The sequence below is a fragment of the Pseudomonas sp. SB113 genome, assembly GCF_040754745.1.
Classification (GTDB): Bacteria; Pseudomonadota; Gammaproteobacteria; order Pseudomonadales; family Pseudomonadaceae; genus Aquipseudomonas; species Aquipseudomonas grimontii.
In genome coordinates, this window is record NZ_JBFMHW010000005.1 from 246778 (window position 1) to 268230 (window position 21453).

The window sequence follows — 21453 nt, forward strand, 5'->3', positions numbered from 1 at the left end:
CACATTGGTTTTCCGGTGTTTTCGAGGTTTAAGCAAAGCCTGAAAGCGCTGCTCTTACCTCTCGCTTCTCTTTATTTCGCAGGACATTTCCGAGAGAATCCCAGCCGCTTGTGCCCTGCCTTTTCGGTGGCATGTACATTGGTTAATTGGAGTTCTTGCAATGACCAAAGTAAAACCCAACGCGCCCCATCGCTTTTTCATCCCCCACCCCGAAATCAGCTTCGAAGACGCACTGGTCTACGCCTCAGACCTGCTCCACTGTGCCGAACAGTTGCGCGACTCGCCCAAAGCCGCCGGACACCTCATGGAAATGGCCAACGTGATGGTAGACCGCTCATTGGAATGCATGGGGCCCCGCTGACTCGGTAAACATCCCCGCCGTGCGGCGTATCGGCGTCATCTTTTGTATCAAAGACGCGTGTAAGATACGCCGCACTTAGCCAGGGATGCTCACCATGTTCGATTCGCTCAAAGCCATCAGCCGCCGTGTTGTCGGTGTGTTTCTGACTGTGGTGGCGGCCGTTTTCGGCCAATGGCATCCGCCGCTATGGCTGCGCGCTATTGGCCGTGGCCTGGCGAACCTGGGCGATAAAGCCCGCGCTTATCCGCGCCAGACGGGTGCCGGGGTGCTCGGGCTCGTATTGCTCGCGGCGGCTGGCTTCTACGGCTGGCACTGGTATTCCAATCTGCCGCAGCCGCATACCGCGAGCTACTCGCTGCACAAACCCAACCTGACCGACTACACCCAGCAAACCCCGGTTGTGGATAACTTGCAGGTGCGTTTCGGCGAATCCGTGGCTCCACTGGCGGCCATCGGCAAACCGGTGACCGAAGGCATTACCCTCAAGCCCGAGGTTGCAGGCACCTGGCGCTGGGCGGATGACCGTAGCCTGTTGTTCGTGCCGGAAAAAGACTGGCCCATCGACGCCCATTACACCCTGGACCTGGCAAAGAAAAACCTGCTGGCCGACGGCGTATTGCTCGACCAATACAGCGCGCAATTTTCCACCCAACCGTTCCGCGCCACCCTGGCGCAAAACGAGCTGTATCAGGACCCATCCAACCCAACGCTGAAACAGCTGGTGGCGACCTTCCATTTTTCCCACCCGGTCGATGAAGACAGCCTGCGCAAGCGCGTCTCGGTAAGCCTCGGCAAAGGCCTGGCCTACCGCGACGCGCAGATGCCCAACCGTCCGGAAATCAGCTTCGACGAGAAAAAACTCAACGTCTACGTACGCTCCGCCGCCCTGGCCACGCCGCTGGAAAGCACGCCGGTCAGCGCCAAGTTGGATGAAGGTATCAAGGCCCGCGACGGCGGCAACGCCAGCACCGCGCCGCTGGTGGCCGAAGTCACCGTGCCCGGTCGCTATCGCCTGACCTTTACCGGCGCCGAAGTGAGCTTTGTGGATAACGCACGCGGCGAGCCTGAGCCGGTGCTGATGTTCAGCAGTTCCAGCGCCGTGGCCGATGACACCATTGCCGGTAAGGTCCAGGCCTGGCTGCTGCCGGAAAAAGCCGAGGACGACACCCGCCCTTACAGCAGCAACGAGATCGACGACGCGCTGCTGGCCCGTAGCACCAAGGTCAACCTGACCCACGTGCCCAGCGTCGAACCGCTGAACACCCTGCACGCTTTCAAATTCAAGGCCCCGGCCGGCCGTGCGCTGTATGTGCGCGTGCCCGCCAACCTGGAAGCCATCGGCGGCTACCTGGCGAAAAACCCTACGGCTTCGCTGATCAGCATGCCGGCTTATCCGCGCACCCTGCAGTTCCTGTCCGACGGCGCGTTGCTCAGCCTCAATGGCGAAAAACGCCTGGGCTTCATGGCCCGGGGTGTGCCTGGTGCCCATGTGGAAATCGCACGCTTGCTGCCCAACCAATTGCAGCACCTGGTGGACCAGAGCAGCGGCAGCTTTGCCCGGCCCAATTTCGGCAACGAGTACTTCGACCGCATGGTTGAACGCCAGTCCCTGGATATTGCGCTGTCGTCCTCGGACCCGGCGAAAACTGTCTATGACAACGTCGACCTGAGCCACTACCTCACCGCCAACGGCGGCCGTCGCGGCATTTTCGTCCTCAAGCTCAGCCCTCAGGATGAGCCGGCCGAACGCACGTTCGACTATTCGCGCAGCACCACCTCTGACCTGCGCTTTATCGTGGTCACCGACCTCGGCATCATCGCCAAGCGCTCCAGCGATGGCAGCCATGACGTGTATGTGCAGTCCATCGGCAACGGTTCGCCGGTGTCCGACGCCCAGGTCGACATCATTGGCCGCAACGGTCTGCCGGTGAGCAGCGGCCACACCGACGGCGAAGGCCACGTGCATTTCGCCAAGCTGGATGAACTGCGCCGTGAGAAAACGCCGCTGATGTATGTGGTCACTCGCGGCAATGACCAATCGTTCCTGCCGATCGCCCGTCAGTCGCAGCAGCTGGATTTGTCGCGCTTCGACGTAGGCGGTTTGGAAGAAGACGGCGCGATTGATCGCCTCAGTGCCTACCTGTTCACCGACCGTGGCCTTTACCGCCCTGGCGAAACCGCGCACCTGGGCATGATCGTGCGCAGCGGCAATTGGAAAGGTGCCCTGCAAGGCCTGCCTGTGGAGTTGCAGATCACCGATCCACGCGGCCTTGAAGTGATTCGCCAGCCGCTGAAGCTGTCCGCCAGCGGTTTTGAAACCTTTGATTTCCCCAGCAGCGAAGTCGCCCCCGCCGGGGATTACACCGCGACCTTGCAGTTGATTGGCCAAAAACAGACCCGCACCGACCTGGGCAGTGTCAGCTTCAAGGTCCGCGATTTCGAACCGGACCGCATGAAGGTCAGCCTGAGCTTGCATGACACCCCGGTGCAGGGCTGGATTCCACCGGAGCAGGTGGTGGCCAAGGTCACCGCGATGCACCTGTTCGGCGCGCCGGCGGCCGGCCGTCGCGTCACCGCGAAGATGTCCCTGAGCCCGACGCTCGCAGCATTCGAGCGTTACCCCGACTACCGTTTCCGCCTCAACGACTCCCTGGAAGAGGCCAGCACCGAAGACCTGGCCGAAACCACCGTCGACGACAACGGCCAGGCTGTACTCGACCTCAACCTGCAACGCTTCGCCAACAGCACCTATCGCTTGCAAGTGATGACTCAGGTGTTCGAGGCCGAAGGGGGTCGTAACGTGGCGGCGCAAAGCGCGTTGCTGGTGTCGTCCGCACCCTACCTTGTGGGTGTGAAAAGTCAGGACTCGCTGTCGTACGTCGCCAAGGACGCCCCACGCCAGGTGCAATGGCTGGCCGTCGCGCCAGACCTCACTCCGCTGGCGGTGGATGGCCTGACCAGCGAAGTGGTCGAACACCGCTACGTGTCGGTACTGGTGAAACAGTCCAACGGCACCTACAAGTACGAGTCGCGCATCAAGAACATCAGCCAGCCGGCCTCACCGCTGGTGATGACCAAGGACGGCGCCAGGCAGACGCTGAACACCGCTACCCCAGGCGATTTCACCCTGCAAGTGAAAGACGCCAACGGCAACCTGCTCAACCAGATCGACTACAGCGTGGCCGGACGCGGGAATACCTCGCGCTCCCTGGAACGCAACGCCGAGCTGCAACTGCGCCTGGATAAACGCAGCTACGCCACCGGCGATGAGATCGCGATCAGCATCCGCGCGCCTTACACCGGTGCGGGTTTGATCACCATTGAGCGGGACAAGGTCTACACCCAGCAGTGGTTCAAGGCCGACAGTACCAACAGCGTGCAACATATCCGCGTGCCTGCGGGGCTTGAAGGCAATGCCTACGTCAACGTGCAGTTTGTGCGCGACATCGGCTCGTCCGAGGTTTATATGAGCCCGCTGTCCTACGGTGTGGTGCCGTTCAGCATCAACCTGGATGCACGGCGCATGGCGTTGAAGGTCGAGGGCCCGGCGAAAATAGAGCCGGGGCAAACCCTCGACATCAAGGTCAACGCCGACCGCCCAGGCCGCGCGGTGGTGTATGCAGTGGACGAAGGCATCTTGCAGGTAGCGCGCTACCAGACGCCCGACCCGCTGGGTTTCTTCTTCCAGAAGCGGGCGCTGGAAGTCGGCACCAGTCAGATCCTGGACCTGATCCTGCCGGAATTCAGCCGCCTGCTCAGTGGGGCGGCGCCCGGTGGCGATACGGAAGGCGCCCTGGCCAACCACCTCAACCCGTTCAAGCGTAAACATCAGCCGCCAGTGGCCTGGTGGTCCGGGCTGGTGGACTTGCCCGCCGGTGAAACCGTGCTGCATTACCAAGTGCCGGACAGCTTCAACGGCAAGCTGCACCTGTTCGCGGTGGCAGTGGACGCCGACAGCGTGGGCGTCAGCGAGGCCAACACCGAGGTCCGTGGCCCGATCGTCATCACGCCGAACGTGCCGGCCTTTGTGGCGCCAGGTGATGTGTTCAACGTGAGTGCCGGGGTGTTCAGCAACCTCGAGGCTGCGGCGGACGTGAAGTTTGAAGTGCAGACCAGCGACGGCCTGGTGGTGCAGGGCAACAAAGCCAGCACCTTGTCCCTGCAACCGCGCAAGGAGGGCACCGCCGAGTTCAAGATCAAGGTCGGCGAAACCCTCGGTTCGGCGGATTTGCGCTTTGTCGCAGTGTTGCCAGATGGCAAGCGGATCCAGGTGGCGGAAACCACTTCGATTCGCCCTCTGAGCGAGCATCGCGTGGTCCTGAGCCTGGGTCGTTTCGACAGCGCCAGCAAAGAGCTCAAGCCCACCCGTGAACTGTTCAGCCAACTGCGCGACGTGCAACTGGGTGTGGCGGCCTCGCCGCTGGTGTGGGCCAACGGCCTCAAGCATTACCTGGATGACTACGGCTATGCCTGCACCGAGCAACTGGTGTCCAAGGCCATGCCGGCGTTGATCTGGGGAGGCACTGCACCCGAAGCCGAACAAGCCTTCAGCGCAGCGGTACGCATGCTGCGTCAGCGCCAGAACCAGGCCGGTGGTTTCGGTTTGTGGGCCGCCAATCCGGATGTGGCGCCCTACGCCAGCCTGTATGCCACCGATTTCCTGATCGAAGCCAAGGAACTCGGGCTGCCGGTGCCGGAAGACCTGCTGGTGCGCGCCAATAGTTATCTGACGGACCTGGCCAACGGCCCGAGCGAAGGCCTGTCGGAATTGCGCAACCGCGCCTACGCCAGTTACCTGTTGAGTCGCCAGGGGATTCTGGTGAGCGGCGCCTTGAGCGATATACGCGAACGCTACGAAAGCTACTTCAAGGACAGCTGGCAGAACGACCTGGGCGCCGCCTACCTGGCGGCCAGCTACAAACTGCTCAAACAGGATCGCCAGGCCGACGCCTTGTTCCGCAAGATCCCTTGGCGTTCGCTTGTGGATAAGTGGGACAGCGATGGCCTGTATTACGACCCGCTGGTCCACGATGCCGAGCACCTGCATCTGCTCGCTCGTCATTTCCCCGAGTTGCTGGACGATGTGCCTACCGCCCTGCTGGATAAACTCGGCAAGCGCCTCAACGAACAGCGCTACAACTCACTGTCGGCGGCGCTGTTGCTGCGTGCCTTGGACAACTACGGCCTGCGCGCGCAAAGCGATATGACCCTCAAGGCCACCGCCTGGCTGGGCGACAAGCAGCAACAACTGCTGGAAATGGCCGGCCAGCCGCCGCGTGCGGCGGTACCGGGCGCCACGCAAAAACTGCTGATGGAAAAATCCGACGGCCCGGCGGCGTTCTACATGCTCAGCGAAGCCGGTTTCGATAAGGGTGCCAAGCTCAAGCCGATCAACAACGGGCTGGAGATCATCCACGAATACCTCGACCTCAAAGGCGAGCCGGTGAGCACAGTGGCGGTGGGCGATGAGTTCCTGGTGCGCTTGCGTCTGCGTGCCACCGACCGTGACCAGGTGCAGCAAGTGGCCGTGGTCGACCTGCTGCCCGGTGGCGTCGAGCCTGTGTATAACTTGCCACCGGAGCCGGAAACCGCCAGCACCGAGGAAAGTGAAGGCGAAGCGTCCGATTACGTAGAAGAAAGCGAACAAGAAGCCGATGCCTGGCAAGCGCCGATCGGCGAAACCGAGCTGAGCAACTGGCAGCCGGACTACGTGGATGTGCGTGATGATCGGGTGGTGTTGTACGGCACGGCACTGCGCGACGTAGGCACCTTCGTCTATCGTGTGCGCGCCACCAACGCCGGCACGTTCAACACGCCACCGGCCTACGCCGAAGGCATGTACGAAACCACCCTGCAAGGGCGCGGCAAAGTAGGCCAGCTTGAAATTACCAAGCCTTAAACGCCTGGCGCCGCTGCTGGCAGCGGCGCTATTGCTGGCGGGGTTGCGGCTGTGGCCCCATGCCCCGCTGGAACAGGCTGTGACATCGTCACGGGTGGTGTTGGCCGATGACGGTTCGCTGCTGCGCATGACCCTGGCGGATGACGGCCAATACCGTTTATGGCTGCCGCTGGAGCGCATCTCGCCGTCACTGGTCGAGGCCTTGCTGCTCAAGGAAGACCGCAATTTCTACTGGCACCCGGGGATCAATCCCCCGGCGTTGCTGCGCGCGGCCCTGGCCACCTACAGCGGCGGCCAGCGTCAGGGCGGCTCGACCTTGAGCATGCAATTGGCGCGGCGCCTGTGGGATCTCAACACCCGCCAGGTGCCCGGCAAGTTGCAACAGATGGCGTTGGCGCTGTGGCTGGAGACGCGCTACAGCAAGCACGAGATCCTTGAGGCGTACCTGAACCTGGCGCCCATGGGCGGCAATATCGAAGGCGCCGAAGCGGCCAGTCGCATCTACTTTGGCAAGGCGGCGGCGCAGTTGTCGTTGTCCGAAGCCTTGGCGCTGGCGGTGATCCCCCAGCAGCCGGGGCGGCGTGCACGCTTCGGACCGTCACTGCAAAACGCGCGGCTGCGCTTGATGAATGACTGGCGTGAAACTTATCCACAAGACCCGCGTAACGACAGTTTGCTCGACCTGCCCCTGGAAGCCCGCAACCGCCAGCAGATCCCGTTTCTGGCGCCGCATCTGAGCGAGCAGCTATTGGCATCCCAGCCAGGCAACGAACTCAACAGCACCCTCAACCTGCCCTTGCAGCAACTGCTCGAACGCCTGATCAGCGGCTTTATCGCCGAGCGGCGCAGCACCGGGGTGGAAAATGCCACGGCCATCCTGATCGACAGCCGCGACCAAAGCGTCAAGGCGCTGGTGGGCTCGGCGGACTACTTATCCACAGGCATCCACGGCCAGGTCAACGGCGTATTGTCACGCCGTTCGCCGGGGTCGACCCTCAAGCCGTTTCTCTACGGGCTGGCACTGGATCAAGGGGTGATCCACCCCATGAGCATCCTCAAGGACTTGCCCAGTAACTTCGGCTACTTCCAGCCGGAAAATTTCGACGGCAGTTTTGTCGGGCCTCTGACCGCACGGGATGCGTTGATCCGTAGCCGGAATATCCCGGCGGTGTGGCTGGCCAGCCAGGTGAAGTCGCCGTCGTTGTATGGGTTGTTGCAACGCGCGGGGGTCAAGGGCCTGCGCGGTGAAAGCCATTACGGCCTGGCCCTGGCCCTCGGTGGCGGCGAGATGACACCCGAGGAGCTGGCGCGACTGTATGTGATGCTGGCGGGCGACGGCCATCTGCGGCCGTTGCGCTATTTACAGGAGCAGCCCCAGGCCACCGGCCCGCAGCTCCTCACTCCGCAGGCCGCCTTCATGGTGCGCGATATGCTGCGCCGCAATCCGCGCCCGGATGGCCTGCCCGCGCGGCACTGGCGCACCGCCTGGAAAACCGGCACGTCCTGGGGTTTCCATGATGCGTGGAGCGCGGGCCTGGTCGGCCCCTACGTGCTAGTGGTGTGGGTGGGCAACTTCGATGGTCGCCCCAACCCGGCGTTTATCGGGGCCAAGACCGCTGCACCGCTGTTCTTCCGCATCGCCGACGCCCTGCCCCTGGCCTTGCCCAACGTCGTGATCAAGGCCGACAAACCACCCGCCGGCCTGGTGCGCATCGACGTCTGCGCCGCCTCGGGCGAATTGCCCAACCGCTGGTGCCCACAAACCCGCAAGACCTGGTACATCCCCGGTGTCTCACCGATTCGCGTGTCCAACCTGCACCGTCCGGTACTGATCGACACCCGCACCGGCAAGGCCGCGTGCCCGCCGTTCGAGGCGCAATACACCCGCGAGGAAGTCTTCGAATTCTGGCCCAGCGACATACAACGCCTGTACCGCGCCGCCGGCCTGCCCCGCCGCACGCCCCCCAACGTGATGAAAAACTGCCAGCCCAACCGCATCAGCGACCAGAGCGAAGCCCCGCAGATCCGCTCGCCGCTGACTCAAGTGAGTTATCAGTTGCGCCTGTCCCAACCCCAGGAAAGCATCCCGCTGAACGCGAATGCGGCCAGCGATGCGGCGACGCTGTACTGGTTTTCTGATCAAACCTTGATCGGCCAGGGCCCGCCGCAAGCCACATTGAACTGGCGGCCGGGCAAGTCGGGGGAGTATCGGTTGCGGGTCAGCGATGATCAGGGGCGTAGTGCGAGCCGGGGGTTGAGGGTGGAGTTTTTACCGTGATAAGCCGCCTCTGACCCCTGGCTCAGTAAAAGCGCCGATGAAGATCAGGGAATATCATCTGCGCGAACCATACGGGTAGGCCGGGAAAAATCGAGCGTGACTTGGCAGATGGCACTTCAACCACGCCCAAATCAATTAACTTTTTAAGCTGATCACTTGCTACGCGATCATGCAGCCCAGAAAAGATTTTGAAGTCCGCTCGGGCAATCTCACCTTGAGTTAGCAGGATATGGATGGCCTTGGCCATTTCCGGCTTCACTCCAGCCCCAATGAATCGCTCCTCAAGCCCAATCACTCTCTCAAGCCGCTGACGCAGACTTACCAGGCCCATCGCTTGTTCTACATACTCCATCTGATCAATGCAGACTTGCAGCATGAACTCTACAAATTCGAACAACCCACCTTGAGTCAGCTGACCACGACCGTCCAGATCCCCGCGACGCGGCTGATCCGCTGCACGCAAGCGTCCATAGTACTCATCCTGTTTTCGTGCCAGCCCCCGAGAAAGTGACCACAGTGGGGACGCTAGCCCAAGGCGCATCAACTGCAAGTGCGTAATCATGCGCACGACTCGGCCATTGCCATCTTCAAATGGGTGAATAAACGCAAGACGATGGTGATAAGCAAGAGCGCTGAGAATTCGCGACGTCAGATCAGGTTGCCCCCCATATACCTGTTGAAGGCGGGTGAGCATGGGGGCGACGGATTCCCAGGCAGGCGCTGCATGATCACCCACCAAGACATTGCGTTGTGCACTATCACGCAATTGACCCGGCACCATTAAGCGCCCATCACTCAGTCGCAAGTCGTCGTCGCTGGCACCTGTAAAAAGGCGGCGATGAATGACAGAAATGAATTCAGGGGCAAAGAACACGCTCCAAGGCGCGTCAAATGATTTCGGCCGACGTACTGTTCGCTCCAGTAACGTCTGAACGCCGATGTGACTTTCGGCCAGCTCACGCAGTTCTTTGGAGTCACGCCTGGGTACTCGTGTAGATAACGTAGCAGGCTCGGTGAATTGGCCTTCAATCAGGTTGCTGTAGTAACTATTGGTGATCCGCATCAGGCCGCCGATGCGAATAGCGGTGTTTTCGGGGAGCAAACCCGTGAGTTTTCCGGCACGAAACGATAGCGTCTCTGCCGTACGTAAAATCGACGCAGGAAAACCTGGCGATGGCCAGACAGGTTCCAACCAGTGATTCCCGGACATGAACTTCTGCGTCATTTTCCTCACCATTTTTCCGATTTTTTTTCGAATCTGTTTTCCTTTAAGGTCCAATAGTAACGGGATAAATCCAAGATTTTATACAACTATCTGCTGAACATTTTTCTGATTTTTTTTCTGATTCTTTTTGACCTATACAACCAGCTCCACGTAGTTCGACTCCCCGCCTTCCGTCGCCCCCGACAACCAACCCCACACGAAACTCAGCGTGGTACGCCCGGCAGCATCGACACCGATGATGCCCCGCGACCAGCCGGCCAGCAGCTCACCTTCCAGTGTCAGGCACTGATACAGCAGCTCGATAGAGTCTGGGCCTGTGACGCGGCCGACTTGCGTACCCAGGCGGATGCGACCGCCTTGGTAGGTACTGGAAATGGCATCTCCCTCAACAAGGTAATGAAACACAGTGCCCGCGCCGGAGAGCCCGTGGGTGTTGGTGGCGACGGTGAATCGGCGGTTGTGCAAACGCTCGTGGATTTGCGAGGGGGTGTTCATCGAAGGCGCGTCCTTTCGCGGGTACCTGGAGACCCGGGCGGTGGGTACCAACAACATAGTTTGACACACCCCCTCGCATAAATCGGGGTCTGTAGGATGATTCGGGCTAAAGACAACAGCAACATAGATTGACCCAGATGGGCTGCGCTTGAAATACAGGGACCGATTGCTCACAACATAGTTTGACACGAAGAGCTAGAAGTAAGCAGTCATGAAGGGAGAGCCCATAAGCTGCTGTCTTCAGCACAAGCTCAGTGCGATGTCTAAATCTGTGCGCACCCTACGGCTGTAGGGGGTGACTAAATCTTTTAAGATTGAGATAGTAGAAGGCCAAATAGTTTTGAGGCTAGTGCTATCTGGCTTTATTCATTGTACTGGTTAAAATCGCTAACTCCACACGATTGGTGGTATTGGTCTTTCTCATGATTGATGATATGTGGTCCCTTACAGTGTGATCGCTGATGCTTAATTCTCGACCAATTTCCTTGTTCGATAACCCCTGAACTAGAAAATCCAATACCGCGGACTCTCGATTGGTAATTTTCAATACGCTTCTCCCTGCGCTAAGTCATCGATGATACTAAATTATTTGCACAGCGCAGAAAGCAATCTTCGATAGCTGTCTAGGCGCTATGCGTCTACGGATAGCTTACGAATGAGGCGGCAGGAAATTTACCCCGGTAACTAATTTTTTCGGCGTGACGCCAATCACTGTTCAGTCGGGCCTACGGCCGTCTGAGAGGAAGTGTATTTCTCCGGGTTGAACCTGAAAAAACTACCAAGGATGAGTTGTGGCACCAGAAACTCCGTTGTTCCGGCTTGAAGCTTTGACTTCTAGGCAAAGTAACTGGCTGGGGGAAGTCGTGCTCGTCAGGCCGTTTTCATTCGCGGTGCTGACGCTAATTGCCGGGGGGTTCGCGGCCATGGTAGTGACTTTTTTTCTCTGGGGAAGTTACACAAAGCGGATTACCGTCCCAGGTCAATTGGTGCCCTTCTCAGGGCAACTGAAAATACACGCACCTCAGTACGGCTTAGTACTCGAAAGATTTGTCGATGAAGGCCAGCCGGTCAAGCTGGGAGCGCCATTGTTCCGAATTTCCAGCGAGCGCTACGCAGGAGATTCGCAACCCGTTCAAGCAGACGTAAACGATCAACTGACCATACGGCAACGCTCCTTAGGCGACGAGTTGGCGAAGACACGGCAACTTCAAACTGAAGAGCGGCAAAGCTTACAAAGCAAGCTGGAAAGCTTAAGACGGCAGTTGCGGACCCTGGCACAGCAGACGGAGAGTCAGGAGAAGCTTGTAAAGCTGGCGACCAATGCTGCTGATCGTTATCAAGGATTGATGGATAAGGGCTACATCTCAATGGATCAGCTTCAACAGCGACAGTCCGAATTGTTAGGCCAGCATCAGACCCTTCAGGGGCTGGTTCGCGAAACTACAGCGCTTAACCAGCAGTTGGTGGAAACTCAACATGAGTTTGCAGGGCTTTCGGCACTGCATCAAAACCAGCTCGCCAGCATTGAGCGCTCACTGTCTGGCATACAGCAGGAATTGATTGAAAGCGAAGCCAAGCGTGCTTTGGTCATAACGGCTCCCCAGGACGGCGTGGCCACTGCGATTCTCGTTGAGCCGGGCCAGACGGTTGATAGCTCGCGCGTCTTGATGAGTATCGTACCCGCAAACTCTCACCTGCAAGCCGAGTTGTATGCGCCGAGTAAATCCATCGGCTTCATTCATGCCGGCGACCCGGTAAAAGTGCGTTACCAGGCGTATCCGTACCAAAAGTTCGGCCAACACGGTGGCAGTGTTATCTCTATCTCCAAGGCAACATTGTCGGCTAATGAGCTGGCAACGATGACGGGCAGTGTGCCAGGGCTGGGATTGGAGGGTGAGCAGATCTACCGCATTCGCGTTGATGTCGAATCGCAATCCGTCATGGCTTACGGCAAAGCGCGGCCGCTGCAAACCGGCATGTTGGTTGAGGCAGACATTCTGCAGGAAACCCGCCATCTCTATGAGTGGGTGCTTGAACCGCTTTACAGCCTGACCGGCAAATTTTAGGAGAGACTGCATGAACTATCTCGATGCAATCTCCCTACGAGTGGGCCGACGTCTACCCCTAATCCTGCAAACCGAAGCGACGGAGTGTGGCCTGGCCTGCCTGGCGATGATAACGGGGTTCCATGGCCGTCATGCATCGCTGATGGACCTGCGCCGTCAATTCAATGTCTCGCTCAAAGGAAGCACGCTCAAGCAACTGATCCAGACCGCCGATCAACTGAATCTCGGTACTAGGGCTGTCAGGTTGGAACTTGAGGATCTGAGCAAGCTCAAGTTGCCTTGTGTTTTGCATTGGAACTTTAACCACTTTGTTGTCCTCAAGGCCTTAGAGAACCATCGTCTTGTTGTGCATGACCCTGCTTGTGGCATCCGTCATCTGAGCATGACCGAGGCCAGTAAATCTTTTACGGGTGTAGCACTCGAGGTCTGGCCGAGCGGCGAATTTGAAAAACAGGAGCCCAAGCCTCAGGTCAAATTGATGAGTATGTTGGGAAAAGTGAGCGGTCTCTACCGCTCCCTTGGGCAGGTGCTGATCTTGGCACTGGCGCTGGAGGTGTTCTCGCTGGTCAGTCCATTTTTACTGCAGTGGACGCTCGACAACGTGCTGGTCACCCAAGATCGCGACTTGCTGACAACCTTAATTATTGGTTTTGGTTTGCTGTTGCTGATGCAGCAAGTAGTGAGTGCAATACGGGCCTGGGTCATGATGCATATGAGCACGCTCTTGAGCGTGCAGTGGCGAGCCAATGTCTTTAGTCATTTGCTACGCCTACCGGTCCACTATTTTGAAAAGCGACATCTGGGGGATGTTGTCTCACGATTCGGTGCTGTCGACGTGATACAGGGGACACTGACTGCCGCGTTCTTTTCTGCTGTCCTGGATGGTTTGACTACCGTCGCTACCTTCATACTCATGTTTATCTACAGCCCGTTGCTGGCAGCTATTGCCGCGACGGCGATGGTCTTCTACGTGGTGGTTCGATGGGCGTGGTACTACCCCTTACGTCGGGCCAGTGAAGAACAGATTGTTCATGCCGCGCGGCAGGAAAGTCACTTCCTGGAAACTGTTCGCGGCATGCGGCCAATCAAGCTATTCCAACGCCAGAATGAACGGCGGCTTGCCTGGCTTGGCTTGTTGGTAGAACAGATCAACGCTGGTTTGAGAACACAGAAGTTGCAGCTGCTCTATACGCAACTGAACGGTTTGATATTCGGGTTGGAAAACCTACTTGCCATCTGGCTGGGTGCATCGATGGTAATGAATAACCAGTTTACTATCGGCGTTTTAATTGCGTTTATGGCGTACAAAGGTCAGTTTGTAAGTCGTGTTGCAAACCTAATTGATCATTTGTTTGAGCTATACATGTTACGCCTTCAAGGTGAGCGACTAGCTGACATTGTTATGCACCCACCGGAAGATAGCCGTGGCACACCAACGGGCACGGCTTGGCCTTCATGCTCGATGGACATTGAGCTCAAGGGCGTGAAGTATCGATATTCAGATCAAGAACCGTTTGTGCTTGATGGACTCGATCTTTATATCGCGCAAGGTGAGTCGGTTGCTATCACGGGCGTCTCTGGCAGTGGTAAGAGCACCCTTGTCAGTTTGCTTTTGGGTATAACTCAACCCACTGAAGGCCGGATCTACATGGCCGGAAGTGATCTACAGCAACTGGGGGCCGAGACGTACCGCAGCAAGATCGGGACAGTCTTGCAGGATGACTGCCTGTTCGCCGGTTCACTGTCAGACAACATCGTATTTTTTGAATCAAACCCTGACTTGAATTGGGCGATGGAGTGCGCACGCATGGCCTCCATTCATACCGACATTCTGGCTATGCCGATGGGTTACAACACGCTGGTGGGTGATATGGGGACGGTGTTGTCGGGTGGCCAGAAACAGCGAGTGCTGTTAGCTAGGGCGCTTTACAAAAAACCCGACATACTGATTCTGGACGAAGCTACCAGTCATCTGGATATGGCCTGCGAGCAACAGGTCAATGAGTCGGTACGAGCACTTGATGTGACCCGGATTATCATCGCTCATCGTGCTGAGACAATTGCGTCAGCAGATCGTGTGGTGATGCTGGAGCATGGGAGGATTGTGCCGGCTCCGTTTGCTCAGGCTCCATGCATTTATGGCATTGGCACGGTCAGTTCGTGACGAGGGCCGCGTGCGTCGCAACGCTAATCGCTTGTCTTTGTGCTCATCCTCAGTGCGCGCTGGCAGCAGGTCTGGATATCTTCGCGACCGAACGCTTGGCCTCGAGCACAGCAACCCAACATATCGACAGCGTTCCCGGCGCATGTAAGGCCAGCCCGATATCCGCGCGCTTAACGCTTGAGGACATGATAGAGCGGGTGCTCTGTCACGATCCTCAAGCACGCTTGAACTGGGCAAATGCCAAGGCCTTGGCAGCTAATGTCGGATTACGACAGTCGGCGTACCTTCCGAAACTCAATGCCAGTTCGGGTATCAACACGGGGCGCAATGATACGAATTATGATCAGCGAGAGGAATACTCCAGCCACGGTCATAAAAGCCAAGTCGATCATCGATTGGCGTTGAGCTGGGTGTTGTTTGATTTTGGACGGCGCGACGCAGCGTTGAGCAATGCTCGCCAGTTGTTGATTGCGACAAACGCTAATCAAGATGAGCAACTACAGCAAACCTTTCTACTGGCCGCACAGCTGTACTACGACACACTGGCCGCACAAAACAGTCAGGTTGCCGCCGCTCAAGTGGCAGTGTTGGCGGCCGAAAATCTCAAGGCTGCCAGTGCCAAATATGACGCTGGCGCAGCCGCGCTGTCGGACCGCCTTCAAGCTCAAGCGGCGTATTCGCAAGCAGCGCTCAATGAAGTCCGCAGCAATGGGACCTTAGTCAATGCAAAGGGCCTTATTGCCCTGCGGATGGGGCTGGCGCCGCAAACACCGTTGGAGTTAGTAGGAAGCTTGACTCGGCGTCCCGATACTAGGTTTGTCACAAGCATTGATGAGTTGCTTGAGCAAGCCAAACAGGATCACCCCTCACTCGTCGCAGCCAAGGCTAGGCTGGATGCAGCGAAAGCTGCAATCGAAGAGAGTAAGGCAGAAGGCCGCCCTACGCTGTCATTTATCGCCAGCGCCTCAGATATGCAGCTGAACCAATCAATGGCGTTCAATGGCGATAGCCGGGCACGTGAGAACAGTATCGGGCTGCAGTTGAATATTCCGTTGTTTGAAGGATTCGAACGCACGTATCAGGTTCGAGGCGCTCAGGCGCAACTTGAAGCGCGGGAAGCCGAGGTTACAGATGTTGAGCAGCGTATCTCAATAGACTTGTGGGGTAATTATCAAGCATTAATAACTGAAACTCGGTCACTGGAAAGAACGGCTGAGTGGGTTGATCAATCCAACCAGGCTCTGGACGTGGTGCAAGGCCGTTACCGATCCGGTGTTGGCAGCATGATTGAATTACTTAACGCATTGAACGCGTACGCTACTGCAGAGCAGCAACACATCAATGCACTAAATAGCTGGCAAATGGCGCGTTTAAAATTAGCGGTAAGTTTGGGCCGCTTAGGGTTCTGGGCCTTATAGGCAATCATGTTTGATAGTCGGCCCGTAAACTTAAAATATATGTTTAAAACAAACCGAGAAGCCATGATGGATGTCGACGAAGCGCGTACAGGCACGGAAAAGTTTAACGAAAATAGCTTTGCGCATAATACATATTTATTGATTTCATTATATTGGAAGTCGAGCGAGAAGAGTTTTGCATGGTGCGCACTGATTGCGCTGGTGATGCTCTCTCTTCTTGGGGTAGTAACTGCATTAGCGCTTAACGAGTGGTACAAGCACTTTTACAATTCCATTCAAGAGCTCAATGCGCATAAGTTTTATACGCTCGCATTCATATTCTTTGGAATTGTATGTTTTTCCGTAGGGCGTTCGGTGCTCACTACCTATTTAGTGGATATTTTAGCGCTAAAGTGGCGCCGATGGTTAACTGAACATTATCTTTCAGTTTGGATAATTCGATCCCCTCGGCCTGAACAAGTCGGACGTCGCGTCGACAATCCTGATCAACGCATCGCTGAAGATATCAATAAATTTACTTTTTCTACGCTTTATTTGGCCTGCGGGCTCATTTATACATTAGCGAGTGTGGTCTCGTTCAGTGTGGTCCTGATCGCTATCTCAGGCAATGCATCGTTGTGGGGGATAACAGTTCCCGCTTATATGTTTTGGAGCGCGATTTTATATACGTTTCTGGGTATGTATATTAGTCAAAAAATCGGATTTAAGCTTGTATCATTGAATAATAACCAGCAAAAGTCAGAGGCTGACCTCAGGTATTCACTGGTAAAATTTCGCGATCAAAAAAAGTTGGGACCTTCTAAAATTACGCGAAGTTGTGACAGGAGCCATATCGGCGATAAGCTTGAGTTAAGCCTCGCCAATATGCGACGAACTATTCGCGTAAAGATGCGGCTATCACTGTTTACGGAAAGTTATGGCCAATTTTCCTTGATGCTTAGCAGCTTGTTGGCAGTTCCGCGATTTTTTTCTGGTTCCATTATGTTTGGTGAAGTCATGCAGATAAACTCAGCATTTGGGAATTTGTGCGAAAATTTGAGTTGGTTTATTAACGCGTATCATAATATCGCTGAATGGAAAGCAACAGCTGACCGATTGATATCATTTGATAGTGCGCTGTCACAGTATTCTGACGAGATAGGCATATATAAAATACTCAGTGATTTCTCAAAATGAGGGAGTCGGGCGTGGCACAACTAACACTGAATGATTTACCAGAAGTCTTCGTACCATTTGAAACAGCAAAGGCTAACAAAGGAAAAATTGTATATTGTAATTCACTTCTCGATAGAGGCTTGGGGGAGGCAGAGTTACTATCCAGATACAGCTATACTATCGTATATCAAGAAATTTGTGCGAAACGTCCCTATGATAAAAAAAAATTCTTTGCTGAACGCTATGGCGGGGATGGAATCTTAACCAATGGAGGCGGCGCTCGATGTGGTTTTGACGGTTCTTTTCAACTAAAAGGGATAGGTGCCAATAAGCTAGTCAGCGTTAGACCCCCAAATCCCCAGGGATATACTCATGCAAATGGATTCCTATCTCTAAGTATTGCTATCCATGAGTCAATTTGGGCGGAGGTTGTTCAGCGTGCACTACCGTATGGTGCGGTAAGAACAGTTGCGATTATAGATTTGGATGTCGAATTTGAGGAATCAAATACGCATCATGCACGAGCTCTTTTAATTAGGCTACCCGCTGTGCGACCAGCCCACTTTATAAGAGCATTATATTTTAAAGAAAAAAAACATGGCGCTTTAAGTGAAGATGCCAAGCGTGTGGCTTTAGCAATACAAAGACTCGTTTCGTTTCTTCCACAAAATAGTACTAATCAAGATGCAAATGCACTACCCGAATCTTTAAGCTTGGGTATGGTTGAATTAGCAACTCGTTATGCTAAGCAATTTTCTGCGGCTAGATCTAAACGAATTTACCATGCAAATGTCAGCGCTTCGAATATAACAACTGATGGCGCCTGGATGGACTTGGCAGGCTCAGCAGTATTTTCAGAGCGACTATGGTGGAATGGATTCAACATCGATAAGTTTAAAGCGGAATATGCACCTGCAATCAATAGCATAAACGATATGTGCTTTTATTTAAACAAGTACGGCGTTATCTCGCTAGAGGCCTCTAGGGAGATATTTGAAAAATCTCTTCACGCATTCAATATTGAGTTTGAAAAAAACTCATCCGAATGTAATGCGGTACAGGCTGGGTTTCCTTTGTTCATGGTAAGGCACTTTTCCGACAACGCTTTTTTCTTGGACTTTTCAGAAAAATTAAAGAAAATTTTAACTAAAGATAAATATATAATCACTCCCGTTAGCGCTGGTTCCTGGATAGGGTACGAGCACTGGATCTCTCGACTATATTTGCAACTTTTCAAAGGAAAGAATGATAACGAAGTTATAGATTTGTCGTGGTTCTCTGGCGATGACACCCTCTTAAGTCAGATGATCACGAGCTATGGAAATTTCTTCGACTTGGTCGTTTCAGAGGCGAGCGCTATAGGCGTCAGTCGTAAAAATATCGCTACTTGCATTGCAATAAATTTAACTAGACTAAACAGATGCAATTCAGTACTAGTTGATCTATATGATGAGATCACTGATGTTATTCGAAAGAATCGAGGGTGGGAGGAGGATAAAGCAAGCTATGACCTATTATTTAAAAGATCAAATCTCGCTACTACTCTGGCCTTTGAATATAATGAAGGATTTATCCAGCATGTTTGGGATGATGAGTCGACCGTCATACAGTTTGATGCATTAACTGGCCTGTTTATGGCTGAAGACAAAAAACGCAATGTAAATATCTCAGGCAAGTTCTCTGAAGTGAGAGATAAAATTTTAGGTGTAGAAACCGTGTGCTGTTTTTATCAAAAAATTATTGGAGTTTTCCATGAGTAACAAAAAGCTCAACTTTATTACTCATTGTCGAAATGATAGCTTCCTAAAAAGAGCTGGCATGATAGGAACTGCATGTTCAATAGCAATGGAGTGTCAGCTTTATTTTTCACTTAGGCTAATAGATATTAGGGCATGGCTCCTGCCCGCAATTAACCACAAACAAATATTATTCTTTTATGATGGTTGTGGCGATCCCGTTGGTTATATAACGTGGGCAAATCTAGCTCCTGACAGCGAGCAGCGCTTACTCAACGATACTAATTTCCTTTTGCATGAGTCTGAATGGGATGAGGGGGCGGCAACCTGGATTATAGATTGCTGCTTTCCGTTCAGAGGTGCAGCATACGCGTTAGACGCGCTCAAACAATATTTTAGAGAACATGACACCACTAGAATTTCCTGGGTACGTAGAAACTCAGATTACTCTGTTCGGAAAGTCGTTAGATGTTCAATATGATCTAGATATGTCATTGGCTCATTTCGACTCTCTGTGGATGAGTATGTGGTCATCTAATGAAACATGCGTGCTTCTCATCCATCAGATTAAAAAATAAACATATGCCTCGTTAAACGGCATCCCTAGCCCAGAAGGATCTCTATGCAAGGCCTCACATTTTCAGCTTTACGCCTGTTCGGTGTGCTGACAATCATGAACTGCGTGCTGTTTGCGGCGCAAGCCCGTGCCGATTACACCGACCTTTCTCTGACTCACGAAAGAGATATCCAATCCTACGTGGTGAATGCCGATGGCAGCTTCGTACTGGATGTCGAACGAGTTATGCGGATCAATGAGGAGCGTGCGCTCAAGCCTAATGCCCAGCGCTCGGTAAGCTATAACCGCACCCTGGAAACCCTGGATATTGTCGAGGCCTATACCTTGAAACCCGATGGCCGCAAAGTCGTCGTATCGGCAGACCAGATCAAGGAACAGCAGGAGCAGGTTTCGGCAGAAGCACCAATGTTCCAGGACTCGCGGGTCAAAGTGGTGATATTCCCGGAACTGCAAGTGGGTGACCGGATGGTCATGCGCTATCAACGCCATCGCAACACGCCCCTGCTCCCTGGGCAATTCGAAGACCTTTCCTCACCGGATTTCTACCAGAACGAGCAGGTGCGCCTCATCTACGATATGCCCGCCAATATGCAGTTGCACGCCGACTCTCGGGGTTTCAACGCGTCCACGCCGACCACCGCCAATGGGCGAACGGTATACCGTTGGGACTTGGAAAAAACTGAGAAAAATCGTGTGGAAGATGGCTCCGTCGCCTACACCGATTACGGGCAGTTCCTAGCGGTATCGACGTTCAGCGACTATAAACAATTTGCCCAGGCATACGCCGCCAGGGCTCAGGTAGAAGTTACCCCGGCCATGACCAAGCTGGCCAAGGAACTCACCGCCAACCTCGACACCCCACGTAGCAAGGCCCTGGTGCTGAGTGATTGGGTACGTAAGAACATTCGCTATGTGGCCGTGTATATCGGTGCTGGCGGCGTGGTGCCGCATTCGGCACAGACCGTGCTGGATAACCGCTATGGCGACTGCAAGGATCATGTCGCCCTGCTGGAAGCGCTCCTCAAGGCCGTCGCCATTGAAAGCTCGCCCGCGCTGATCAATTCCGGCAATGCCTACGTACTGCCCAAAGTGCCGACCCTAGGTCTGCTCAATCATGTGATCACTTATGTACCAAGCCTCGATCTGTACCTGGACTCCACTGCCACCCCCATCGCTGCAGGCTACCTGCCCATCCCCGAACTAGGCAAACCGGTACTGCTGACCCAGGCAGGGGAGCGGGCACACACTCCGTTCAGCCAACAGGGCAAGATTGGCACAACGCTGACGTTCAAGGTCAACGCCAAAGGCGCTGCCGACTTTACCCATGACTCCATCGCCCAAGGCTGGGGCGCGGAAATCAATCGCTTCATATTCAAGGCCATGCCGCCGGCCGACCGTAACCAATTGGTACAGAAAATTCTGAGTATGTACGGGCAATCGGGCAGCGGCGTGATCGAAACCGACTCACTCGAAGGCACTAGCGATACCTTCAAGTCCACCATCAATGGTCGCACTAACAATTTGGTGAATCTGCCCGGCCCGACCGGTACACCCACTCTCTCCAGCCTAGCCGGCGGCATCGCCCAGAGTGTATTTTCCTTGATCGCTGAAAAGGAACGCACCCAGACCTTCACTTGTCTCTCGGGTGAAATCTCCGAGGTGGCGCACCTGGAGTTTCCCGGCAAGGTGAAGATCCTCGCGATACCCAAGTCGGTATCGTTGAAACAAGCGGGCTTCGACTACCAGTCGACCTATGTGAAGAAGGGCAACACGGTGCTGATCACCCGTCACTACATGTTTACCAAGCCAGACATCCTCTGCACCCCTGAGGATTTCGTGGCCATGCAGCCGGCGATTGATGGCATGGTCAATGACCTGAAAAGTCAAGTCATTGTGCAGACGCTGTAACGCCTCCGTTCTCGCGTGACAGCTTGACGCGCTGGCGCGCGAGAATTGTATTGATTACGTGCATCGGATCTGTGATCAATATTTGTTTGGCGGGAGGCAGTCACGCACGGCTCTGTGTCAAGAGGCCTAAGAGCCGCTCGCTTAGACAATTGTATTCAAGGCGCATATCAC

Annotated in this window: 13 protein-coding genes; 10 read left to right on the forward strand and 3 right to left on the reverse strand. The window is 55.0% G+C overall.

Annotation, left to right across the window (positions count from 1 at the left end; all coding sequences use genetic code 11):
* The first annotated feature begins 160 nt into the window (after nt 1-160).
* The 3 genes from AB1462_RS09280 to pbpC all read left to right on the forward strand — a co-directional run bounded on the left by AB1462_RS09280 (nt 161) and on the right by pbpC (nt 8538).
* Nucleotides 161-361 carry a DUF3077 domain-containing protein gene (locus AB1462_RS09280; protein WP_315335408.1) on the forward strand — a complete coding sequence of 67 codons (201 nt, stop codon included), beginning with the start codon at nt 161-163 and terminating at the stop codon, nt 359-361.
* A gap of 94 nt (nt 362-455) precedes the next feature.
* Nucleotides 456-6260, forward strand: coding sequence for an alpha-2-macroglobulin (locus AB1462_RS09285; RefSeq protein ID WP_367246613.1), 5805 nt, complete (start codon nt 456-458; stop codon nt 6258-6260).
* Entirely contained in the window at nt 6241-8538 is a 2298-nt protein-coding gene (pbpC, locus tag AB1462_RS09290; RefSeq protein ID WP_367246614.1) for a penicillin-binding protein 1C, read from the forward strand. Before AB1462_RS09285 ends, pbpC begins: the two co-directional genes overlap by 20 nt.
* 22 nt (nt 8539-8560) lie before the next feature.
* Here pbpC and AB1462_RS09295 read toward each other — a convergent pair whose 3' ends face one another.
* The 3 genes from AB1462_RS09295 to AB1462_RS09305 form a co-directional block, all read right to left on the reverse strand.
* The gene (locus AB1462_RS09295; RefSeq protein ID WP_367246615.1) at nt 8561-9763 is read right to left on the reverse strand and encodes a Fic family protein; all 1203 of its coding nucleotides are present in this window, start codon (nt 9761-9763) and stop codon (nt 8561-8563) included.
* Nucleotides 9764-9895: 132 nt separating this feature from the next.
* Nucleotides 9896-10258: a hypothetical protein gene (locus AB1462_RS09300; protein ID WP_367246616.1), complete on the reverse strand. Its 363-nt coding sequence runs from the start codon at nt 10256-10258 to the stop codon at nt 9896-9898.
* Between the two features lie 352 nt (nt 10259-10610).
* The gene (locus AB1462_RS09305) at nt 10611-10805 is read right to left on the reverse strand and encodes a response regulator transcription factor (RefSeq protein ID WP_367246617.1); all 195 of its coding nucleotides are present in this window, start codon (nt 10803-10805) and stop codon (nt 10611-10613) included.
* A 262-nt stretch (nt 10806-11067) separates the two neighbouring features.
* Here AB1462_RS09305 and AB1462_RS09310 point away from each other — a divergent pair, with 262 nt between their 5' ends.
* The 7 genes from AB1462_RS09310 (at nt 11068) to AB1462_RS09340 (ending at nt 21282) form a co-directional block, all read left to right on the forward strand.
* Complete coding sequence (locus AB1462_RS09310; protein ID WP_367246639.1) at nt 11068-12324, forward strand: HlyD family secretion protein; 1257 nt, start codon at nt 11068-11070, stop codon at nt 12322-12324.
* Between the two features lie 10 nt (nt 12325-12334).
* Entirely contained in the window at nt 12335-14488 is a 2154-nt protein-coding gene (locus tag AB1462_RS09315; protein ID WP_367246618.1) for a peptidase domain-containing ABC transporter, read from the forward strand.
* 122 nt (nt 14489-14610) lie between these two features.
* On the forward strand, nt 14611-15906 hold the full coding sequence (locus tag AB1462_RS09320; protein WP_367246640.1) for a TolC family protein: 1296 nt from the start codon (nt 14611-14613) through the stop codon (nt 15904-15906).
* 63 nt (nt 15907-15969) lie between these two features.
* The gene (locus AB1462_RS09325) at nt 15970-17082 is read left to right on the forward strand and encodes an SbmA/BacA-like family transporter (RefSeq protein WP_367246619.1); all 1113 of its coding nucleotides are present in this window, start codon (nt 15970-15972) and stop codon (nt 17080-17082) included.
* An 11-nt stretch (nt 17083-17093) separates the two neighbouring features.
* Complete coding sequence (locus AB1462_RS09330) at nt 17094-18821, forward strand: hypothetical protein (protein WP_367246620.1); 1728 nt, start codon at nt 17094-17096, stop codon at nt 18819-18821.
* The gene (locus tag AB1462_RS09335; RefSeq protein ID WP_367246621.1) at nt 18814-19278 is read left to right on the forward strand and encodes a toxin-activating lysine-acyltransferase; all 465 of its coding nucleotides are present in this window, start codon (nt 18814-18816) and stop codon (nt 19276-19278) included. Before AB1462_RS09330 ends, AB1462_RS09335 begins: the two co-directional genes overlap by 8 nt.
* A gap of 141 nt (nt 19279-19419) precedes the next feature.
* Entirely contained in the window at nt 19420-21282 is a 1863-nt protein-coding gene (locus AB1462_RS09340; RefSeq protein ID WP_367246622.1) for a DUF3857 domain-containing transglutaminase family protein, read from the forward strand.
* Nucleotides 21283-21453: the final 171 nt, after the last annotated feature.